General features: G+C 51.5%; 22 protein-coding genes. 11 read left to right on the top strand and 11 right to left on the bottom strand.

All coding sequences use genetic code 11. The annotated features are described in order from the left end of the window. Positions 1-70 precede the first annotated feature (70 nt). The 6 genes from JCM12296_RS09715 (at position 71) to JCM12296_RS09690 (ending at position 4456) form a co-directional block, all read left to right on the top strand. Positions 71-622, top strand: coding sequence for a hypothetical protein (locus JCM12296_RS09715; protein WP_054691991.1), 552 nt, complete (start codon positions 71-73; stop codon positions 620-622). Between the two features lie 112 nt (positions 623-734). Continuing rightward, on the top strand, positions 735-1010 hold the full coding sequence (locus JCM12296_RS09710) for an FmdB family zinc ribbon protein (RefSeq protein ID WP_054691988.1): 276 nt from the start codon (positions 735-737) through the stop codon (positions 1008-1010). A 277-nt stretch (positions 1011-1287) separates the two neighbouring features. Then, positions 1288-1575: a co-chaperone GroES gene (groES, locus tag JCM12296_RS09705; protein WP_054691984.1), complete on the top strand. Its 288-nt coding sequence runs from the start codon at positions 1288-1290 to the stop codon at positions 1573-1575. A gap of 41 nt (positions 1576-1616) precedes the next feature. Next, complete coding sequence (groL, locus tag JCM12296_RS09700; RefSeq protein ID WP_054691981.1) at positions 1617-3272, top strand: chaperonin GroEL; 1656 nt, start codon at positions 1617-1619, stop codon at positions 3270-3272. A gap of 147 nt (positions 3273-3419) precedes the next feature. Continuing rightward, entirely contained in the window at positions 3420-3887 is a 468-nt protein-coding gene (locus JCM12296_RS09695; protein WP_083456009.1) for a LysM peptidoglycan-binding domain-containing protein, read from the top strand. Positions 3888-3976: 89 nt separating this feature from the next. Then, a complete protein-coding gene (locus JCM12296_RS09690) occupies positions 3977-4456 on the top strand; it encodes a hypothetical protein (RefSeq protein WP_054691975.1) in 480 nt (159 codons plus the stop codon). A gap of 110 nt (positions 4457-4566) precedes the next feature. Here JCM12296_RS09690 and JCM12296_RS09685 read toward each other — a convergent pair whose 3' ends face one another. Together JCM12296_RS09685 and JCM12296_RS09680 are read right to left on the bottom strand one after the other, a co-directional pair. Beyond that, positions 4567-6411: a GspE/PulE family protein gene (locus JCM12296_RS09685; RefSeq protein WP_054691972.1), complete on the bottom strand. Its 1845-nt coding sequence runs from the start codon at positions 6409-6411 to the stop codon at positions 4567-4569. Between the two features lie 95 nt (positions 6412-6506). Beyond that, a complete protein-coding gene (locus JCM12296_RS09680; protein WP_054691969.1) occupies positions 6507-6806 on the bottom strand; it encodes a hypothetical protein in 300 nt (99 codons plus the stop codon). An 819-nt stretch (positions 6807-7625) separates the two neighbouring features. Here JCM12296_RS09680 and JCM12296_RS09670 point away from each other — a divergent pair. Further along, positions 7626-8366: an NYN domain-containing protein gene (locus tag JCM12296_RS09670; protein WP_054691963.1), complete on the top strand. Its 741-nt coding sequence runs from the start codon at positions 7626-7628 to the stop codon at positions 8364-8366. A gap of 139 nt (positions 8367-8505) precedes the next feature. Beyond that, positions 8506-8757: an isochorismatase family protein gene (locus tag JCM12296_RS09665; protein WP_213182298.1), complete on the top strand. Its 252-nt coding sequence runs from the start codon at positions 8506-8508 to the stop codon at positions 8755-8757. Positions 8758-8986: 229 nt separating this feature from the next. Here the strand turns inward: JCM12296_RS09665 and JCM12296_RS09660 are convergent, their stop codons facing one another. The 3 genes from JCM12296_RS09660 to JCM12296_RS41620 form a co-directional block, all read right to left on the bottom strand. Beyond that, positions 8987-9907 (bottom strand): GlxA family transcriptional regulator, encoded by a 921-nt coding sequence (locus tag JCM12296_RS09660; protein ID WP_218188032.1) that lies wholly within the window; start codon positions 9905-9907, stop codon positions 8987-8989. Positions 9908-10102: 195 nt separating this feature from the next. Then, positions 10103-10471 (bottom strand): class I SAM-dependent DNA methyltransferase, encoded by a 369-nt coding sequence (locus tag JCM12296_RS41625; protein ID WP_218188031.1) that lies wholly within the window; start codon positions 10469-10471, stop codon positions 10103-10105. Continuing rightward, entirely contained in the window at positions 10431-10727 is a 297-nt protein-coding gene (locus tag JCM12296_RS41620; RefSeq protein ID WP_218188030.1) for a class I SAM-dependent methyltransferase, read from the bottom strand. Before JCM12296_RS41620 ends, JCM12296_RS41625 begins: the two co-directional genes overlap by 41 nt. A gap of 724 nt (positions 10728-11451) precedes the next feature. On the opposite strand from JCM12296_RS41620, the gene JCM12296_RS09650 reads away from it, so the two are divergent. Continuing rightward, a complete protein-coding gene (locus JCM12296_RS09650; RefSeq protein ID WP_054691960.1) occupies positions 11452-11907 on the top strand; it encodes a DUF3795 domain-containing protein in 456 nt (151 codons plus the stop codon). 52 nt (positions 11908-11959) lie between these two features. On the opposite strand, the gene JCM12296_RS09645 is transcribed toward JCM12296_RS09650, so the two are convergent. The 6 genes from JCM12296_RS09645 to JCM12296_RS50350 form a co-directional block, all read right to left on the bottom strand. After that, positions 11960-13936 (bottom strand): PAS domain-containing hybrid sensor histidine kinase/response regulator, encoded by a 1977-nt coding sequence (locus tag JCM12296_RS09645; RefSeq protein ID WP_083456007.1) that lies wholly within the window; start codon positions 13934-13936, stop codon positions 11960-11962. After that, entirely contained in the window at positions 13933-14649 is a 717-nt protein-coding gene (locus JCM12296_RS09640) for a response regulator (protein ID WP_054691954.1), read from the bottom strand. The genes JCM12296_RS09645 and JCM12296_RS09640 overlap by 4 nt, the downstream gene beginning before the upstream one ends. A 184-nt stretch (positions 14650-14833) precedes the next feature. Beyond that, positions 14834-15088 (bottom strand): response regulator, encoded by a 255-nt coding sequence (locus JCM12296_RS41615; RefSeq protein WP_218188029.1) that lies wholly within the window; start codon positions 15086-15088, stop codon positions 14834-14836. A 119-nt stretch (positions 15089-15207) separates the two neighbouring features. Then, positions 15208-17058, bottom strand: a complete 1851-nt coding sequence (locus JCM12296_RS09630) for a sensor histidine kinase (RefSeq protein WP_054691952.1) — start codon at positions 17056-17058, stop codon at positions 15208-15210. Continuing rightward, the gene (locus tag JCM12296_RS09625) at positions 17055-17870 is read right to left on the bottom strand and encodes an ABC transporter substrate-binding protein (protein WP_281491966.1); all 816 of its coding nucleotides are present in this window, start codon (positions 17868-17870) and stop codon (positions 17055-17057) included. Before JCM12296_RS09625 ends, JCM12296_RS09630 begins: the two co-directional genes overlap by 4 nt. Further along, complete coding sequence (locus JCM12296_RS50350) at positions 17870-17986, bottom strand: ABC transporter substrate-binding protein (protein ID WP_172683832.1); 117 nt, start codon at positions 17984-17986, stop codon at positions 17870-17872. The genes JCM12296_RS09625 and JCM12296_RS50350 overlap by 1 nt, the downstream gene beginning before the upstream one ends. A gap of 220 nt (positions 17987-18206) precedes the next feature. Between JCM12296_RS50350 and JCM12296_RS09615 the strand changes: the two genes are divergently transcribed. Both JCM12296_RS09615 and JCM12296_RS09610 read left to right on the top strand, forming a co-directional pair. Beyond that, the gene (locus tag JCM12296_RS09615; protein ID WP_054691944.1) at positions 18207-18404 is read left to right on the top strand and encodes a TetR family transcriptional regulator; all 198 of its coding nucleotides are present in this window, start codon (positions 18207-18209) and stop codon (positions 18402-18404) included. A gap of 26 nt (positions 18405-18430) precedes the next feature. Then, positions 18431-18820 carry a TetR-type transcription factor C-terminal domain-containing protein gene (locus tag JCM12296_RS09610; protein WP_157067503.1) on the top strand — a complete coding sequence of 130 codons (390 nt, stop codon included), beginning with the start codon at positions 18431-18433 and terminating at the stop codon, positions 18818-18820. Positions 18821-18953 lie beyond the last annotated feature (133 nt).

The following is an 18953-nucleotide window of genomic DNA, read 5'->3' as shown; positions in this document are numbered from 1 at the left end:
TTAATCCCCAGGCGAACCGCATCATGAATCTGCCATTGATCCTTGAAATGGGGTATGCTACAGGAATTGCATGCAAAAAAAGGCCAGCCTTCCCACATTCACGGCGGACGAATTGGTCGTTGTCAACAATGCGGTTGCCATGGCCGAGGAGTTGGTCAGCAACCACTATAAAATGTCAGCCAGCCAGTGGCTCCATCCCAAGTACGATATCAAGACGCTGGCCGATCTCAACCCAAACGAAATCGTCGATGGCCCCTTTGCCCAGATCATTCGCTATGAGGGCAAGCCGGACGGCGGCATTCTGGGGTCCAGCAGCTACGATTTTTATAAAGTCTGTATTCAGGATCATGCGATCCTGGAAGTGCTGCAGGCACAACCTGAAATCGCCCTCTTCCCCTTCGGCCTCTATGTGGTCACCCACGAATTGGTCCATATCGTCCGCTTCAGTCGTTTTCTGCAAAGCTTCAATGCCACCGAATTGGAAAAACGCACTGAAGAGCACCGCGTTCACCGCATTACCCGAACCATTCTCGATAGCGTCAAAACACCTGGCATGCATGCCGTGTTGACCTATTACGGGACGTGGCATAGCCCCATTGATGGATTAAAATCGATCCCCTGATTTTGGTCTCCATTTTCTTGACAAGCCTGAAAGACGACATATATTAGTCAAGTCATTTCGACGAAACACCCTATAATAATTAATGGTTGCAATACGTTAGAGGAGTCTCGACATGCCGCTCTACGAATACCAATGCACTGCGTGCGGGAAAATCGAGGAAGCCATTCAGAAATTTTCGGACCCCCCGTTGACCACCTGCAAACACTGCTCGGGTGCGCTGACGAAGCTTATTTCCCAGAGCAGTTTTCACTTGAAGGGTACCGGTTGGTATGTGACGGACTACTCTAAAAAATCTTCCCCAAAAGACGAAAAAAAAGCAGCAACATCGTCGAGTGAGAAGACATCATCCGATAGTACTGGCACCAAAGCGGACGCAAGCGACAAATAGTGCCACCAACCAAGGCTGGCCACGCTGACAATGGGCTGAAGGGCAGTGATGTGTGTATCAGGCCGGTCGTTGTCAAGTCCACCATAATTATAATTATATCCTTTACAATCGATAACATGTGATTAGTTTTGTGGATCCTCTTCAGAAAGGGGCACCCCGCTTCTCTAAAAATTGTCTGTTATCAACGGGTTCTTTGGTGATGCCCGTTCAAATAGCGAAGGATCGATTTTTTCAGTCATTAACATGCGTACCCATCGAAAAAAGGAGAAATGCAGAAATGAAACTCAGACCATTACAGGATCGCATTCTGGTGCAGCGCGTCGAGGAAGAGACCAAAACCAAAGGCGGGATCATCATTCCGGACACGGCCAAAGAGAAACCGGCTGAAGGCAAGGTCGTCGCCGTGGGTAATGGCAAGGTCGCCGATGATGGCAATCGTATCGCACTGGAAATCAAGGTCGACGATCGGATTCTGTTTGGAAAATACTCAGGTACTGAAGTCAAAATCGAAGGTGAAGAGTACTTGATCATGCGTGAAGACGACGTGCTCGGCGTCATTGAGTAGAACAGACTTTACTATAACGTCAGATAGGGAGGTTAAGCAATATGGCTGGTAAGATAATTAAATATGATATGAAAGCCCGCGAAGCGATGCTCAATGGCGTCAAAGCGCTTGCCGATGCAGTGGTCGTTACCCTTGGCCCCAAGGGAAGAAATGTCGTGATCGACAAATCGTGGGGATCGCCCACCGTGACCAAGGACGGCGTCACCGTGGCCAAGGAAATCGAGCTGGAAGACAAATTCGAGAACATGGGCGCTCAGATGGTAAAAGAAGTCGCCAGCAAAACCAGTGACATGGCCGGTGATGGAACCACGACGGCAACCGTGCTTGCCCGTGCCATCTATGAAGAAGGTCAGAAACTGGTCGCCGCCGGCAACAATCCCATGGCAATCAAGCGCGGCATCGACAAAGCCGTTGAAACCATCGTCAAAGAGCTCCACAAAATGAGCAAGCCGACCAAGGATCAGCGCGAGATCGCCCAGGTCGGGACCATTTCGGCCAACAATGACGAGACCATTGGCAACATTATCGCCGAAGCCATGAATAAGGTTGGCAAGGAAGGCGTCATCACCGTCGAAGAAGCCAAGGGAATGGAAACCACTTTGGAGGTTGTCGAGGGCATGCAGTTCGATCGCGGCTACCTCTCTCCCTATTTCGTCACCGATCCCGAGAAAATGGTTGCTTCCCTGGAAGACCCCTACATCCTCATCAACGAGAAAAAGGTCAGCAACATGAAAGACCTGTTGCCGGTCCTTGAGCAGGTGGCCAAGATGGGTAAACCGCTGGTCATTATTGCCGAAGATGTCGATGGTGAAGCGTTGGCGACCTTGGTGGTCAACAAGCTGCGGGGTACCCTTCAGGTTGCGGCCGTGAAGGCTCCGGGTTTTGGCGATCGGCGCAAGGCCATGCTGGAAGATATCGCCATTCTGACCGGTGGCCAGGTGGTATCCGAAGACCTGGGCATCAAACTGGAAAACATGACCATCACCGACCTGGGCAAGGCCAAACGGATCACCATCGACAAAGACAATACCACGATCGTTGACGGCGCCGGTGCACGTTCCGCCCTGGAAGGCCGGGTCAAACAGATTCGTGCCCAGATTGAAGAGACCAGCTCCGATTACGATCGCGAGAAGTTGCAGGAACGGTTGGCCAAACTGATCGGCGGCGTCGCCGTGATCAATGTCGGCGCGGCCACGGAAACCGAAATGAAAGAGAAGAAAGCCCGTGTTGAGGATGCACTCAACGCCACTCGGGCGGCCGTGGAAGAGGGCATCGTTCCCGGCGGCGGTGTCGCCTTGGTGCGCACCCTTTCTACCCTGGATAAAATAAAAATTAAAGCTGATCAAAAATTGGGCGTTAAAGTAGTTATGCGCGCCATTGAGGAACCCCTGCGTCGCATCGCGTCCAATGCCGGTTACGAGGGCAGCGTTGTGATTGACAAGGTCAAGAACGCCGAAGGCGCCATGGGCTACAACGCGGCCACCAACGAGTACGAAGATCTGATCGAGGCCGGTGTAATCGACCCGACCAAAGTGGTCCGCTTCGCCCTGCAAAATGCCGGTAGCGTGGCATCCTTGATGCTCACCACCGAGGCAATGATCGCTGAAAAGCCCGAAGAAAAAGCTGCTGACCCGATGGCGGGTGCTGGCGGCATGGGCGGCATGGGTGGCATGGGCGGTATGGGTGGTATGATGTAAGTCATTCCCCAACCCGTCCTTTTGATTCGAAAAGCCTCCTCAGGTCGACCCTGGGGAGGCTTTTTCTGTTAATATGGACGACCACATAGACGCTTGACAACACGTCAGTAATCAGGTTACTGAAATTAATAAGAAAGTTTCCATAATTTGACCAACGACACCCAAAATATGAGGTATCTGATGAGTCGCAGAACGAATTCAATTTTACATGTCTGCTTGTTTTGCCTGGTTTGCCTGGCTGTAACCACACCGGCGGCAGCGAAGGATAAACTCAACGTCGTTGAAAGCGAAACAGGCTTCTATTATACCATCCAAAAGGGGGATACACTCTGGGATCTTTCCAATCAATTCAATGACTCACCTTGGTTGTGGCCGGAATTGTGGGAAGAGAACAAACAAATCAGCAACCCCCACTGGATTTTCCCCGGTGAACGAATTCGGCTCTACAAAAAGTCAGGTTCTCAGGGTATCGCCGATGAGGCGCCGATCATGCACGCCCCCAAGGCCGATGTCCCCTTCTTTCTTTTTCCCTCCATTCAACGCGTCGGGTTCATCCGCAAGCCACCGGTCGCACCAACGGGCACGATTCTTGACATTGAGGGAAAAAAGAACTGATCAGCGAGGGCGATATTGTTTATATTCGACCGTCAAGCGATGGCGGCGACCAGCTCATCCCAGGAAGCCGACATACCGTCTTCCGCTATATGCAACCGACCGACGACCACAATTCCACAGAAACCATCGGCACCCAGCATTACATCCTCGGCGTCATCGAAGTGACCCAACAGGACCCGGATCTGGTAACCGCCAAGGTACTCAAATCATATCGAACGATCCATCTTAACGATCTCTTGATGCCCTATGTGCAAGAATCCCCTAAAGTTGTACGCCAGCCGAGCACGCCGGGTATTGATGGGCAGATCATCATCTCCGAAGACCACACCACCCTGACCGGTGACAATGTGCTTGCCTTTATCGACAAAGGCCGGAACGACAACCTTGAAGTCGGCCAACAATACGACCTCTACCGTCAACAAAAATCGGATAGCGGCGCCATCATGCCACCGATTTCGATGGGTACCTTCATCGTCCTTCACACGGAAGAAAACACGTCCACCGTGGTCATCACCGATGCCGTCAACAACATCGAACGCGGCGAGCGATTTCGTACGCCGGTCGAATAAAAGTAAAAAAGGCAGCTTCCGGCAATAACACCGGAAGCTGCCTTTTCTTCTTCAGATGTATTTTTATGGATGGCGCCGGTCAGGGAGCCAACCGCTTCCCGGACCGCCTCTCAAAGATTGCCACCCGAGGTAACCCGCAGTACCTCCTGGTACGTCGTCGTACCGTCCATGAGTCGCTCAATCGCACTTTCACGCAATGAAATCATTCCTTCGGCACGCGCCCCCTCGGTCAATGCAGCCAAATCCGCGTCCGGGACCGTCAGGGCTTTTATGGTATCGGAAAATGGCAGCACCTCATGGATCGTCGTCCTGCCCGAGTAGCCCGTCTGCCTGCATTTCTGGCACCCCTGCCCTTGGTAAAGAGACAATCGCCCGGTCCGGCCGGTTGCCAAACCCATGGCCTCCAGCGCGGAGGCGTCGATTTCAATTTTCTCCTTGCAATTATTGCATATTTTCCGAACCAGGCGTTGGGATAAAATGCCGCGCAAGGTGGCCTGGATCAGGAAGGAGGGAACTCCCAGGTCCATGAGGCGGATGATCGACGACGGTGCATCGTTGGTATGTAGTGTTGACAGAACCAGATGCCCGGTGAGTGCTGCCTGGATGGCATTTTCGGCCGTTTCCAGGTCTCTGAGCTCACCAACCATGATGATATCGGGATCCTGGCGCAGGATATTGCGCATGATCGATCCGAAGGTGATTCCCAACTGCGGTTTGACGGCAATCTGATTGAAGTCCTCGTGAACCATTTCAATGGGATCTTCGATGGTGGTCACATTGACCCGCGTGGTACTGATTTTTCGTAGGGTGGAATAAAGCGTTGTTGACTTGCCGCTGCCTGTGGGACCGCAAACCAGCACCAACCCGTGGGAATGGGAGACAATCTGGTTGTATTTGGCCATGTCGACGGAAGAAAAGCCCAGATGCTCCAGGTCTTGGAACAGAATGTCCGGGTCCATGATGCGCATGACCACCTTTTCGCCAAAGGCAACGGGAATGGTGGAAACGCGGATCTCCACTTCGACGTCATTCTTGCCGGTCTTGATGCGCCCATCCTGGGGCCGCCGCTTTTCAGCCATATCGAGCCCGGAGAGGTTCTTGATCCGACTCACAATGGCAGAGTGGACATTTTTGGGCAGCCGGTAAACGGTGTGCAAAACCCCGTCGATGCGTATCCGGACCAGGCTTACCGCTCGTTTGGGTTCAATATGAATATCGCTGGCTTTCTGATCAAAGGCATAGACAAACAGGTGGTTGACGGCGTTGACCACATGCTGGTCGTTGGAGGGCAGCTCATCGGCGGATTTGAGATGAATAAACCGTTCGAGATTGCCCAGATCCACCGTCGGCCCGGAAAACTGATGCTCGGCGGCGGCAATGGATCGCTTGAAGCCGAAAAACTCCTCGATCAGCTTGATGATATCCGAACGGGGACTGACCACCGCATTGACCCGCAACTGACTGGCCCGGGCGATATCGTCGAAGACCTCGTGATTGAACGGGTTCGGCGTAGCGACGGTCAGCTCACCCTGGCTGACGCCGATGGGCAAAACCAGATGGTTCTTCGCAAAAGAGATCGGGATGGTCGTGGTGACCAGGTTAAGATCCAGCTTCAACGGGTCGACCTTGACAAAGGGGATGTTCCAGCTTGCCGCCAGGGCCTGGAAAATGGAATCCTCATCAACGGTTTTGGATGGGTTGTCCCTTCGTTTGAGGTTCAGGGAAACGATGGCGTCGATCAACAGAAAGGGTTTGTCACGCGCCTCATCGATGACAGGCTCACCGGACTTGCCGCGACGCCTTTTGTATTGCTGAATCATCTCAAACCGGTTGGCGTAGAAATCCCTTGCCTGGGAGAATGAAATCAGCGCGCTTTTTTCCAAAACAGCCAGTAGCCGTTTGGATGACCAAACGTCACTCACGTCCACCTCGTCTTCGTTATCCGCACAGGCCATTGCTGCGCATGGTTTCCATCTATAACGTTAACATCGCCTGACTGCAAAATAAATTAAGTCGAGGGACGAAAAAGTGGAGAACAGCCCTTCCGGCTTCAATGGGTCTCGATCAAAACCTCGGTGAGCCGCCTGCGCAACGCCTCCAACTGTTTGGACTTGAATGCCCGGCGGGTATCCTCGATCACCGTGATGGCCTCCTTGAGCGCATCCTTCAGCACGGCCTCCCGGGTTCGTTGGGGACATCGGGCCCGTCGGCATCCATCCAGTCCTTCCGAGCCTTTTTCAAGGATGGCGCTGACCAGGCAGCAATGCATGTCCATCCCCTGCCTCAGGCTGCGGATGCTGTTGTCCAAGGCTGCCAATACGTCAGGGTGGTCCAGGTCTCCGGCTTTCATTTTCTTCTCCACGGCCGTTATATTTTTTTTGATGGAATAGTTTTTTTAGGAATGACAAACTTTATTTTTCTACTCTAATAATCGTCATCCGGGATGACTGTCAAGCCTTTTTCACAAGTCCTTCGCTGACGAAATAATCCTTGACAATCCTGACGGTTCATGGTTCTTGTGCAGTACATACAGTTTTTGGTATTCCTAAATTTTATTGGAATGTCTTACGATCTTCGACATTTTGGACGAAGAAAGTGAAGGCGTAACGCGAACCGCATCTTCCATGCGGAAACGGGTTGCGCTTTTTTTGTTCATGACGTCGATCAGCAGATTGAATCAACCGCTAATACAAGGAAACGACCTCATGCCATTCTCTCTTTCCCGATCGTTTGCCGCGCGGCCGGCCGATCCGCAACGCCCTTGGCATTCGCGGCCCACGAATAGAAATAAAACGATCAGGAGAAAACCTTGGAAACGGGTGATCCATGGACGGCCCCTGTTGAGAATGATTTCCAAGCCAGCGGGACGTTGACCGCCTGACTGGCAATTGAATGATGGCTGCACCACCCGCGGTTGGCCGGCGAACCGCCATTGGCGGCAGGCAATATCGACGTTGCCACACCGCGCCCCCATCCCAATCCTTCCCCCTCTCCGCCCGGCCTGAACGGGGCTCCCCACCCCTTCAGGCCTTCATTAACGCTCTGCTTGCATCTCTCATTGTTGAACGGTATAAAATGAGGGTTGTAATCGTTTCAGAGCCTCTCCCTTACAAATCCCTTCGCCCATACGCTGAAAAATGGTTGGCGAAGCGCGCCGGAGATATGCCAGATGGCCAATGAATCAGATGCGAATCTGCCCCTTGCCGTATTGATTGACGCCGATAATGCGAACCCGTCTATAGTCGAGGGTTTGCTGACGGAAGTCGCCAAACTGGGTACCGCAAGCGTCAAACGGATTTATGGCGATTGGACCACGCCGAACCTATCATCATGGAAATCCGTTCTGCTGGAGTACGCCATTCAGCCCATCCAGCAGTTCAGGTACACAAGCGGCAAGAATGCCACGGACAGCGCAATGATCATCGATGCCATGGATTTGCTCTATACGGGTAATTTTTCCGGATTCTGTCTGGTTTCGAGTGACAGCGACTTTACCCGTTTGGCCGCACGCATCCGAGAATCCGGTAAGTGGGTTTACGGATTTGGAGAGCGAAAAACACCACGCGCTTTTGTTTCCGCCTGTGATCGGTTCATCTATACCGAGGTCTTTGTTCAGGCCCAGGACGAAGTTGACAAGGCCTCCGTATCAGCTAAAGCAAAGACACTACGTGGTAATACAAAGCTTATCAATTTAATCCGGTCGGCTATCGAAGCAGCCTCCGATGAAAACGGCTGGGCCCAGTTGTCACCAGTCGGCAGTTTTATCAACAAGACAGCGAACGACTTTGATCCACGCAACTACGGGTTTGCCAAACTCAGTGAATTGGTCAAAGCCATCGGTCTTTTCGAAATCGATCGCAGGGAGCATCGTATTTATGTCAAGGACAACCGCAAAAAGACGAAATCTTAAACGTGTTTGGCGGCAAACGCTGGCAGCTGCGATCGGCCTGCCGCTCCTTGGAATGCAAAGAGCCCTGGCCCAACCCGGCCCTCCATGAAGGAGTATTGGCCATGCACACCGCCCTACTGGTCATTGATGTTCAAGATTGGTGATCTGCGGTTATGCCTCGGAGTTTTGCGTGGACACCACGGTCCGGCGCGCGGCGGGACTGGGCTATGCGGTACTGCTGGCCGCCGACGCTCACACCACGCACGACAAAGCCCATGCCTCGAGCGCCTGGATCCGGAACCATGTGAATGCCACGCGTCCATCTATCACCAGCTTTGGCGTGCCCATCGCCGCCATTGCCTCGGTCGATATCGAATTCGGGGACACCATTGCTCGGAAGGTAACAGGCTAAGCGAGCTAAGGATGATGGACTCGTAAAAAGCGGCCTACCCCTCGCGGGGAAACATTTGGGTTAACAAAGCAACCAAAATTTCGGGGCACTTCCTTAGAAGTCGCATTTCCCAACTGTCGATGGGACTCCATCGGCGGAACGCGCCATGCCACGCCCTGCGCTCCCATACCCACCGAAACGCGCCTGGTAGGCCCTTGGCTGCAACCCGGTCAATTTAACGAAAATCTTCCTAAAGAACGAAATGTCGGCGTAGCACCAGGTCGGCGATTTCGGCGACCGTGTGGCGCCCATCTTCCAGGAGGCGTTTGGCGCTTTCGATGCGGAGTTGTTGCAGGTAGCCCAGCGGCGTATACCCGGTGGCCTGTTTGAAGCGCCGTTCCAGGGACCGCCGGCTGATTCGCTGGCTCGCCGCCAGATGGTCGTAGTCGACGGCTTCGGTATGGTGATCTTCCATCCAGGCCTGGACGCTGGCCACCACCGGGTCACCGTGGGCCTTGGAGAGAAGAAAGGCGCCATAGGGGCGCTGGGTCTCGCGCCCCATGTCCAGGACCATGGTCTTGGCACACTGGACAGCGGTCTGACGGCCGCAGAATTTCTCCACCAGATAAAGGGAGAGGTCCATGCCCGCGTTTGCACCCGCCGCGCAATAGAGCCGTCCATGGTCGATGAACATACGGTCCAAATCCAGGTTTACCCGGGGATAACGGCTGCGGAACTGGTCGGCAAAACCCCAATGCAGGGTGGCCGACCGTCCGTCCAAAAGACCGGTCTCGGCCAGGAGGAAGACACCGGTGCAGATACTGGCCACATGGGCGCCCCGGGCATACTGGCGGCGAATCCAGGGCACCAGGGCGGGTCCGGTGGTTAGGATTCGATCGATATAGGTGGCCGAGGCGATCACGATCAGATCGGTCTCATCCACCGCATCAATGCTGCAGTGGGGTTGGACCATCACGTTGTTCAGGCAGCGAATCGGCCGGCCATCCGCCGAGGCGATGGAGACCTCGAAAAACGGGGTCTGGGGCAATTTTCCCAGGCGGTTCCATAGCCGCCCGGCCTGATTGAAGATATCCATGGGACCGAACAAGGTGCTGGCCATGGAATTGTAACAGCCGAGCAGGGTTATCCGGTGAATCGTCTTGCCCATCATACCCGTCTCCACCAAGCAAACGGTAGTTGTCGTGATCGCCTCTCAAGATACCGTTTATGCCATTTTTGTGGTCAGCACGCAACAGCTATGATTGAAGCCCCGTCGGGCAATACCGCAACGACCGATAGCCCAAAAACACGATCCTGAATACGATATGGATGGGTGTAGAGCGCTCTTCTCACCGAGCCTGACGAGTCAGCGCAATACTTTGTAAGTGCAGAGCTTGCAGATCACTTCTTCAGCCTTCAAGTAATCGGTATCGTGCATATCGATCAGTTCCCACCCCCGGTCCTGCTCCAGCTCGATCATGTGCTGGCGATACCCATAATCTTCATAGGCGCCCTGACGGATGGTGAAGCAAACCAAGCCACCCGGCTTGGTGATCCGGATCAGCTCGTCAAAGGCATTTGCCTTGACGTGACCATAGGTAAATGTGCCCGTGCAGACAACCGCATCGTATTGATTTTCCGAAAGGGCCAGCGGCTTGCTCAGGTCGGCTTGCATATGCGCTTGATAAATGTTTTTACGGCGGGCCTCTTCCAACATCTCCGCGGAGTAATCCAAGCGTCGATGTTCCGATAACCTCTTTTGACCAGCTCCTGCCCCACCAGCCCGTGCCGCATCCCGCATCGAGAATGGCGGCTTTTTTATCGCCAAGAAACCGGTCAAGCGTTTCGGCGGTGGCCACATGGGCCACGTAGCCGAAATTTCCCACCGTATCGGTTTCGTAATCGGCGGCCCAAGCCTTGTATGCATCCATCAGTTCGGTATGATTTTTTGCCGTATAGACCTTTTCGAGGGTTTCAATATCACTGACCATGGCTTGTTTCCTTTTCTCCTTTGATATTTTCCGATGATTATTCGCTCATCACCTTGTAGGCACAAAACTTGGCGGTGACTTCCTCCTTGAGAATGATATTACCGCTGAGAAGATATTTTTACTGAGCATGATTTGTGCCACCGCACATTGACCTCGCCGACCAAGGGCGAAAGGGTGCCATTACCGACTGACATGACAGGAAATAACTATCTACCATGCAAGATGCGGCAACCAAGACATCGCAGCATAACCGAAAAAAAGGGGGAGAGATGATGGGCAATAAGTAGTCAGTCTGAATCGGCCGCTAACAAAGACGAGCATATTATGCCCGAAAGAATATCCGACAAAGCTTCCATTTATTCCATGGCCACCGCCGCGCAGAGCCCAATAAATTAATATCTATATAATATAACAATATGTTCAAAACTCTGAAACGCCAGACCGACGACAGAGGGCAACACAACAAGTGTGCAATTTTTCTCAAATCCTAAGTGTACACAATCGGCAAGCGGCCCATGCATTACGGGGCATAGATAGTGAATGGCTCTGTCCATCGTCCCGTCTTGATCGAAAAAAAGGATAATTGTCGGTATCCCCCCTCAAGGTGTCGTTTATGCCGCTTCCACTTCCAGAGCGTGGTCGCTATGATGGCAACCGTAATCCGACGCGCAGCGTAACCAACGGCGTCGCCCGGAAATAACACCCCAAGCCAAGGAGGCATGAAATGACTAATGAAACGATCAAACATGCACTGGCACCATGCGGATTGAGCTGCGAAACCTGTTTTGCCCATGTGGACGGTGGCATTCGACGGGCCAGTCAAGCCCTCAAGGAGAAGTTGGGCAATTTCGGTCCCTACGCCGCGTTCTTTGAAAATTTGATGCGTGAACCGGTCTTCGCGAACTACCCGGCTTTCCAGGCCATGCTCGATTACCTGGCCGAAGGCCACTGCACCGGCTGCCGCAACGAGCAGTGCCGGATGTTCAAGGAATGCGGGGTACGCCCCTGCCATCAGGAGAAGCAGGTCGACTTCTGCTACCAGTGCACGGATTTTCCCTGCGAACAAACCAACTTCAGTAAGCCGCTCTACCGGACCTGGGTGCGGGTCAACGAGAAAATCAGAGAGGAGGGTCTTGCGGCCTATTACGCGGCCACCCAGATACTGTCCCGGTATCCTTAAAGGTCTATGCCGATGATAGGATAAACGCGTTTGCGATATTTCGACAATCGCTTCAGTAAACTGCCACGGGCTCGTCCAGCAAACGCCGTATCGCCATCAGCAGTTTACTTTTTACAACCGGTTTATGCAATAGTGCCCGCACACCGATCGGTTCAATGGTTTGCTCTGTTACCAAACGGGTGTACCCCGTGCATAGGATAATGGGTAAATCCGGACGAATGGCAAGCATCTCCTTCGCCAATCGATCACCGGTTATTTTCGGCATGGTCACATCCGATAATACCAAGTCAAAATTATCCGGTCTTTCCTTGAAATGTTCAAGGGCTAGCAAACTGTCATTTTCGGCTGTCACTTGGTACCCGTACTTGGATAAAAGGTCGCCGATCACCTTAAGAATGACGGGTTCATCATCAATCATGAGGATTCGTTCGCTGCCATTGGGCAGGGCCTCTTCAACGGTCGATTTATTTTTATTGATTTGTGCTTTGACCGCTGGGAAAAGGATGCTAAATGTGGAGCCTTCGCCCACAGTCGACCTTACGGAAATGTCGCCGCCATAATCCTTTACGATACCATGCACGACCGAAAGCCCCAACCCCGTACCTTCCCCCAAATCTTTGGTGGTGAAGTAAGGGTCAAAAATGGATGCCATAATTTCCGGCGGCATGCCGCAACCCGTATCGCTGATATCCAGTCGCAGATAGCTCCCCGGGGCCAGGTTCGGCATCGTCGACACCATGCCTTCGGTAAAATCGGACTGTGTCAGCTTGACTTCCAGGATCCCACCGTAAGGCTCCATGGCATGGCTGGCATTGGTACAAAGATTCATGACAATTTGATGAATTTGAGTTGGATCTGCAAGGATCGGATCCAGCTTCTTGTCGATCTGTTGCTTAATCGTAATACTCGAAGGCAGGGTCGACCGCAGCAGTTTTAAAACCTCTTTGACGATGATCCCGATATTCAAGGGCAACAAATCGGTATTCGTTCTTCGACTGAAGGTTAAAATCTGTCTGGCCAGGTCTGTGGCCCGAACACCCGCCCGATGGACTTCTTTAATATATCCGTGGGCCTTGGCGGACGGGTCCACGCCTTCCATGGCCAATTCGGTGTAGCCCATAATGGCGGACAGGATGTTGTTGAAGTCATGGGCGATCCCACCGGCCAACGTTCCCAGGGACTCCATTTTTTGGGCCTGGCGAAGTTGATCTTCAAGCGCGACCCGTTGGGTGATATCTTCCGAGACCTCCACCGCACTGACGATCGCACCCGCGTCATCCCTGACCGGAAATCCATGAATCCGCCAAACGCGACCATCGGGGGTCTTTTTGTGAATGGAATACTTTTTTCCGTTTTGGAAGGCGTCTACGACAGGGCAGTCATCGCAAGCCGCTTTTTGGTCTTTCCAGAGTGCATGGCAAGGGCGACCAATGATTTCCTGTCTGGACATGCCCGCCACCCGGCATGCTTCCCTGTTGGGCCACAAAACACGCATCCGAGGATCAACAAGAACGATCATGCTTGTCTGCGCGTCAAGAATGGTTTTCAACCGTAGTTCCGAATTTCTAAGGGCCTCCTGTGCCAGGCGCTGATCCGTTATATCAATACAGAAGCTTAACAAGCAGTTTGGAAAATTTGGGAAGGAGATCGGCACCTGAACATTTTTAAACCATCGGATGTTGCCATCTGCCGTCGTGAAAGATATTTCCTTTTTCTCATCCCCATCGCTACCCGATGCTGCGTTCCCATGCGCCCCACCGCTGGCGTAAAAGCCGAAGGGAGATATTTCCTTTTGCGTTTTCCCGATCATTGCCGGTATGGTCGTCCCATAAAGATCGGCAACAGCCTGATTCACAAGGATAAAACGACCATCCGAATCTTCAATAAAAATACAATTCGGTGATATGTCAAGCACCAATCGAAGCCGTTGCTCACTATCCTTATATCGATTCTCGGCTATTTTCCGATCGGTGATGTTTTCATGAGCAATGACAACTTTATGGGGTATCTCACCTGTAAATGGTGTCACGCGAGCATGGAACCAGCGTTTCTGGTCGGCACTATGGCAGGGGTACTCCAGTTCAAAAAATCCTTTTCACCTTTAATAACGGCACGAATGCCATTTGCGAAATCAAGGGCGATATGGCTATCACTGCCGGATGCACGCTCACACGCATCCAGGTAGTTCAATCCGATAAATCCGTCTTCTCGATTGGCGCCGTTGTCCCTGGCAAATGTCAGCCAGGCCGCATTGACCGAAAGAATCTTTCCAATAGGGTCCAGTATCGCGATGTGGGCTGCCAGCGCATCCATGGCGCAACGTAAAAATTGCTCCGATTCACGCAATGAATTCTGGTATTGATGCCGTTCGACCGCATAAACGATAATTCTCGTCAACAGCTCACCAGAGACTTTGCCTTTGACAAGGTAGTCCTGAGCACCGGCTTTTACAGCCGACCGTCCCGTTTCCTCATCATCATAGCCTGTCAGAACGACAATGGGAACCTGCGGCACGGTTTCACGGATTTTCCACACCGTTTCAATTCCGTTGCTGTCCGGAAGCCCCAGATCGAGAAGAATCAGATCGGTTGAATTCATCTTCAGATGCTTGATCGCATCCGAAAGTCTTGTAACATGGGTAAATCGAAATATTCTTGTCGGATTGTCAGCCACAAGATCCTGGATCAGGTCGGCATCTCCAGGGTTGTCCTCGATGATCAAAATATCTAACGGGGGTATCACTGTTTGGCTCCATTGGGTGGCAAAACAACAATGCTCAACCAGAAATCCTCTATTGACTCAACCACCTTCATGAATTGGTCAAAGGCGATGGGTTTGGTGATGTAACAATTGGCATGCAGGTTGTAGGATCGGAGAACGTCCTCTTCCGCCTTTGACGTGGTAAGAATGACAACAGGGATCCGCTTCAGGTAATCATCTTTTTTATTTCTGACAGAACCTCCCTGCCATCCATACGAGGTAGATTGAGGTCCAGGAGGATCAGGTCCGGGCGTGGCGCATTTGCATATTTGTCGGATCGTTTGATAAATGCCATGGCTTCAACGCCATCCTCAACCACATAAAGGTTGTTGCTTATCTTGCTGTTTTCAAGCGCCTCGCGTGCCAAATCGGCATCACCTGGATTATCTTCCACCAACAGGATATCAACCGCTTTGGCCATGCATTGTCCACTCATTTTGCCTCTCATTTTTTGGATATGGAAATATTCGCTCCCAGAATTATCGACGGGCAGCCTTTTCTGCGCCATGGCGGAAACACGGGCCAGGGATGAATTCCTATTTACCCTGCCTTGAGGATAAAATAGAAAGTACTTCCCTTGCCCGGTTCGGATTTCAGCCAAATCCTTCCACCAAATCGTTCGACAATCCGTTTGCATATCGATAGGCCAATGCCCGTCCCGGCATACTCACTGCGTGTATGCAGTCGCTGAAAAATAACAAAAATCTTTTCCAGGTACCGTTCCTCGATACCGATACCATTGTCAGCAACGCTAAAGCGCCAATACTCACCGTCTTTTTCGGCACCGACATGGATACGTGGAGAAGTATCACCCCGGAATTTGATCGCATTACCGACCAGGTTCTGAAACAACTGCGTCAGCTGCGTTCCATCCGCCGCAACGGAAGGCAGCGGATCTTGGGTGATTACAGCCCCGGACTCCGCAATGGCCGCCTCAAGATTGGAAAGCGCATTCTGCAGTGCGGGTTGGCTTTCCACCTTTGCGATTTCGCCGCCCTTGGTGGTGACGCGAGAATAGGCCAGCAGGTCCTGGATCAACTGCTGCATGCGAACGGCACCGTCCACGGCGTAATGAATATACTTATTGGCTTTTTCGTCCAGTTTATCCTTGTACCGATCAGCCAGGAGTTGGGAATAACTTGAAACCATGCGCAAGGGCTCCTGCAAATCATGGGATGCCACATAGGCGAATTGTTGCAGTTCTTCATTGGAACGCTTCAGGTCGGCCATCACTTGTTCGCGTAAAGCGGTTTCCTTTTTTCGCTCTTCAATTTCTGCCGCAAGCGCATCCCGTGATACAAGCGTGGTCGACAGTCTTTTGACCATCCTGTCAAAGGCCCGTGCCAAATCGGCGATTTCACCCCGTCCTTTCGTTGCCAGGGACACCTCCAGTCGGCCGGCTTCTATCTTATCCGTCGATTCCAACAGCCGTCGAAGCGGGATGGTCACGTGAAAGGCGCTTGCCCACCCGAGGCTGGCGGCAAGCAGCGATATTCCAGCGACAATTCCCAGAACCGTCTTTCTCAGTCGGTCAATCGGTGCATATGCCTCGGCCTGATCGACCTCGGTGACCAGGCATAATTCCCATTCCGGCATCCACTGATAGGCCCCGATAACGGGTACACCGCGATAATCAAGATACAAGCCGACGCCATCTTTTTGTTGCAAGGCTTCGGCCACACCTTGGGTATGGATGGATTTCCTGAGCGCATAATCCTTACCGAAGCGAGGTTCAGTGACGTAAAAATTAAACTTATTGACAAGATAGGTGTCTTCGGTTTCGCTCAATCCGCTACGCTTTTCCATGATCTTGGAAAGCTGGGACAAGTCCAGACGGCCGGCCAAAACGGCGATGGTTTCGCCGTTCAAATCTTTAAGTGGCGTACTGACCGTCATGGCGGGTTTCTGGATTGACATTCCGTAATAAACATTCTGAATAAAGGTGCCTTTTTTACCGTTGATGAAAAAAGGCCGATTGTCTTTGTATTTGCCTTCCTGCCGACGATCAGTCGAAACCATCAGCAACCCGTCGGAAGCCCGCAGGATGAACAACTCCCAAAAAGTCCCTTTTTCTAGTACCGGATTGAGATGTTCCTTGATGCGTTGATGGGCAATTTCATGTGACAGGTCAGTCGGATCGTGAGCGGCTTGAATGGCAGGAAAGGTGTTTTTGAAAAAAGGACTGATGGCAATCATTTCTATAAGCTGGGCACTGTCATGCACCCAGCGTTCATATTCTGCCTCTTTCAGAAGATTGGTGGATACAAGATGGCTTATCGTATTTTCTTCTATGGTACAGCGCCCATTATAAAACGATAGATATCCTATCACCAAAGCGGGAACGACGGTCAGCAGAAGAAAAATCAAGGATAGCTTGGTGTTCAGTTTCACCTCAACCCCTCTTGTTTGATCCTATCGAGGAATTGCATGGTAAACAGTTGATTTACCTGATCCTTGGGATTGTCTATGAGCCCCTGTTCAGCCAACATCTGGTGCATATCATGCCAATCCTTGGGTCGCATCCATCCAATCATGTCTTCACCGGTGTGGACGAGTGGAAGCATGGCCTCAAACATCGCCGTCTGGATCTTCCGATCCTTTGTCTGCGCGTATTTCATTATCGTTTCGATGGTACCTGTGGGATCACCGACGGCTGTTTGCCAGCCTTTCAAAGAAGCCCTCAAAAAACGGAACAGTTTCTCGGATTGCCTGTCAACCATTTGGTCCGTGGTAGCCAGGGTGTCGGAATAAAAACGAACTTTGTAGTCTCCGGGCCAAATGATATTGGGGGCGTAACCCTTTTGCCGAACCTTGATCAGCCCGCCTGTTGCATAAGCTGCGGTCACATCCACGGAACCATTGTAAAATCCTTTATATTCAGGGTCATAGGGAACATTCCGAATCAAAGCCATATCCATTCCAAGGGTTTTTATCATGGCATCCAATTGGAATTCGAAATCCCTGACACTGCCTTGTTGGCCAGCGGAAGCAATGGTTTTGCCGACAAAATCCTGGGGACGAAGAATGCCTGACCCAGGCATGGACAGATAAACGACGGCACTGCGCCGATAGATGGCAGCAATGGCTTTTATGGGAATGCCTTGATTCCGCCGAATGATGATGTCTTCCGGAGACAACACCGCGACATCGGCAACACCGCTGGTGATGGCGCTGACCAGATCGGTTTTTCCATTGTTTGGTATCAGACAACGTCAAGGTCCTCTTTGGCGTAATATCCCTTATCCATAGCGACATAAAACCCGGCAAACTGCGCTTGATGGATCCACTTCAATTGAACCCGGATCTTTTCAGCGGCCATTGCCGATGGGGTACTTTCCAATGCAATAACCAGTATAATCAGGATGATTCGCCGTATCCCCATGTTCTCCCTTTCGGTAGTATGCCGCTAGTGGATGATATCGGAATCAGGGAAAAAGACTTAATAGAATTTTTGTTCTTGACAAGGTTATTGGGCGTCAATTAAAAAGAAACCAGCTGGCCGGTTTTTAATTAATTCGTCGAATGATTGAAAGAAGACAATGCGCTCAATTGATAAATTTAATAATTTCACGGAAAAAGGAAGAAAACAGATTGACCAGATCTGCCTCACGGCAGCAAAAGTGTTTGGTCAAAATGGGTATCTATCCGCCACCTTAAGCGATGTCGCCCTGGCTGCGGGAACCACCAAAGGGGGATATTTCACTATTTTTCAACCAAAGAAGAGCTGCTCTTTTTAATCGTTCATCGATACATGAACAATTCATTGAAAGGATTGGAAAAAAAGCTATCGGCCGTCAAATCTCCCAGGGAAAAATTATACACGTTTATCAGCCACCACATTCATAATTACGTGGAACATCAAAACGAGTCACGCCTGGCTTTACTTGAACGCTCCAACTTACCCCGGGAAAGCTTGGAGGTCATAAAGGAGGGGGAAAGACAGTACGAAACGATTTTGAGATCCATCGTCGATGGCGTGGTTAAGGAAAAAGGAGAAAATCTCGATAGCGTACGGCTGATTTCATTTTCCCTGCTAGGGATGTGCACCTTCCCCTACATGTGGTTCGACCCCGAAGGCCAGTCGACACCGCATCAACTCATCGAAACCATATTTAAGATTTTTTGCGGCAACTTAAAAATTGATCAATCATAGGATCTTCAAGAAAGAATTGGCACCTTACTTCCGAACTGCTACGAACTTGATTTAAAAGTTTAAAATACCAATGGTTAGGTTTCATCCCGTGATGAAATAAGCGGTTGTAGGACGCTTTCATCGCGGAGATTTA

This window comes from Desulfosarcina cetonica JCM 12296 (assembly GCF_001311845.1).
GTDB classification, from domain to species: domain Bacteria; phylum Desulfobacterota; class Desulfobacteria; order Desulfobacterales; family Desulfosarcinaceae; genus Desulfosarcina; species Desulfosarcina cetonica.
Note: the sequence above shows the minus strand (reverse complement) of the source record. Positions and strands in the feature narration are given on the sequence as shown.

Bases quoted from the DNA above. Each gene is read 5' to 3' on its own strand.
- JCM12296_RS09715 (WP_054691991.1), top strand. From the start codon at position 71: ATGCAAAAAAAGGCCAGCCTTCCCACATTCACGGCGGACGAATTGGTC.
- JCM12296_RS09710 (WP_054691988.1), top strand. From the start codon at position 735: ATGCCGCTCTACGAATACCAATGCACTGCGTGCGGGAAAATCGAGGAA.
- groES (WP_054691984.1), top strand. From the start codon at position 1,288: ATGAAACTCAGACCATTACAGGATCGCATTCTGGTGCAGCGCGTCGAG.
- groL (WP_054691981.1), top strand. From the start codon at position 1,617: ATGGCTGGTAAGATAATTAAATATGATATGAAAGCCCGCGAAGCGATG.
- JCM12296_RS09690 (WP_054691975.1), top strand. From the start codon at position 3,977: ATGCAACCGACCGACGACCACAATTCCACAGAAACCATCGGCACCCAG.
- JCM12296_RS09685 (WP_054691972.1), bottom strand. From the start codon at position 6,411: ATGGCCTGTGCGGATAACGAAGACGAGGTGGACGTGAGTGACGTTTGG.
- JCM12296_RS09680 (WP_054691969.1), bottom strand. From the start codon at position 6,806: ATGAAAGCCGGAGACCTGGACCACCCTGACGTATTGGCAGCCTTGGAC.
- JCM12296_RS09670 (WP_054691963.1), top strand. From the start codon at position 7,626: ATGGCCAATGAATCAGATGCGAATCTGCCCCTTGCCGTATTGATTGAC.
- JCM12296_RS09660 (WP_218188032.1), bottom strand. From the start codon at position 9,907: ATGATGGGCAAGACGATTCACCGGATAACCCTGCTCGGCTGTTACAAT.
- JCM12296_RS41620 (WP_218188030.1), bottom strand. From the start codon at position 10,727: ATGGTCAGTGATATTGAAACCCTCGAAAAGGTCTATACGGCAAAAAAT.
- JCM12296_RS09650 (WP_054691960.1), top strand. From the start codon at position 11,452: ATGACTAATGAAACGATCAAACATGCACTGGCACCATGCGGATTGAGC.
- JCM12296_RS41615 (WP_218188029.1), bottom strand. From the start codon at position 15,088: ATGGCCAAAGCGGTTGATATCCTGTTGGTGGAAGATAATCCAGGTGAT.
- JCM12296_RS50350 (WP_172683832.1), bottom strand. From the start codon at position 17,986: ATGGCCGCTGAAAAGATCCGGGTTCAATTGAAGTGGATCCATCAAGCG.
- JCM12296_RS09615 (WP_054691944.1), top strand. From the start codon at position 18,207: ATGCGCTCAATTGATAAATTTAATAATTTCACGGAAAAAGGAAGAAAA.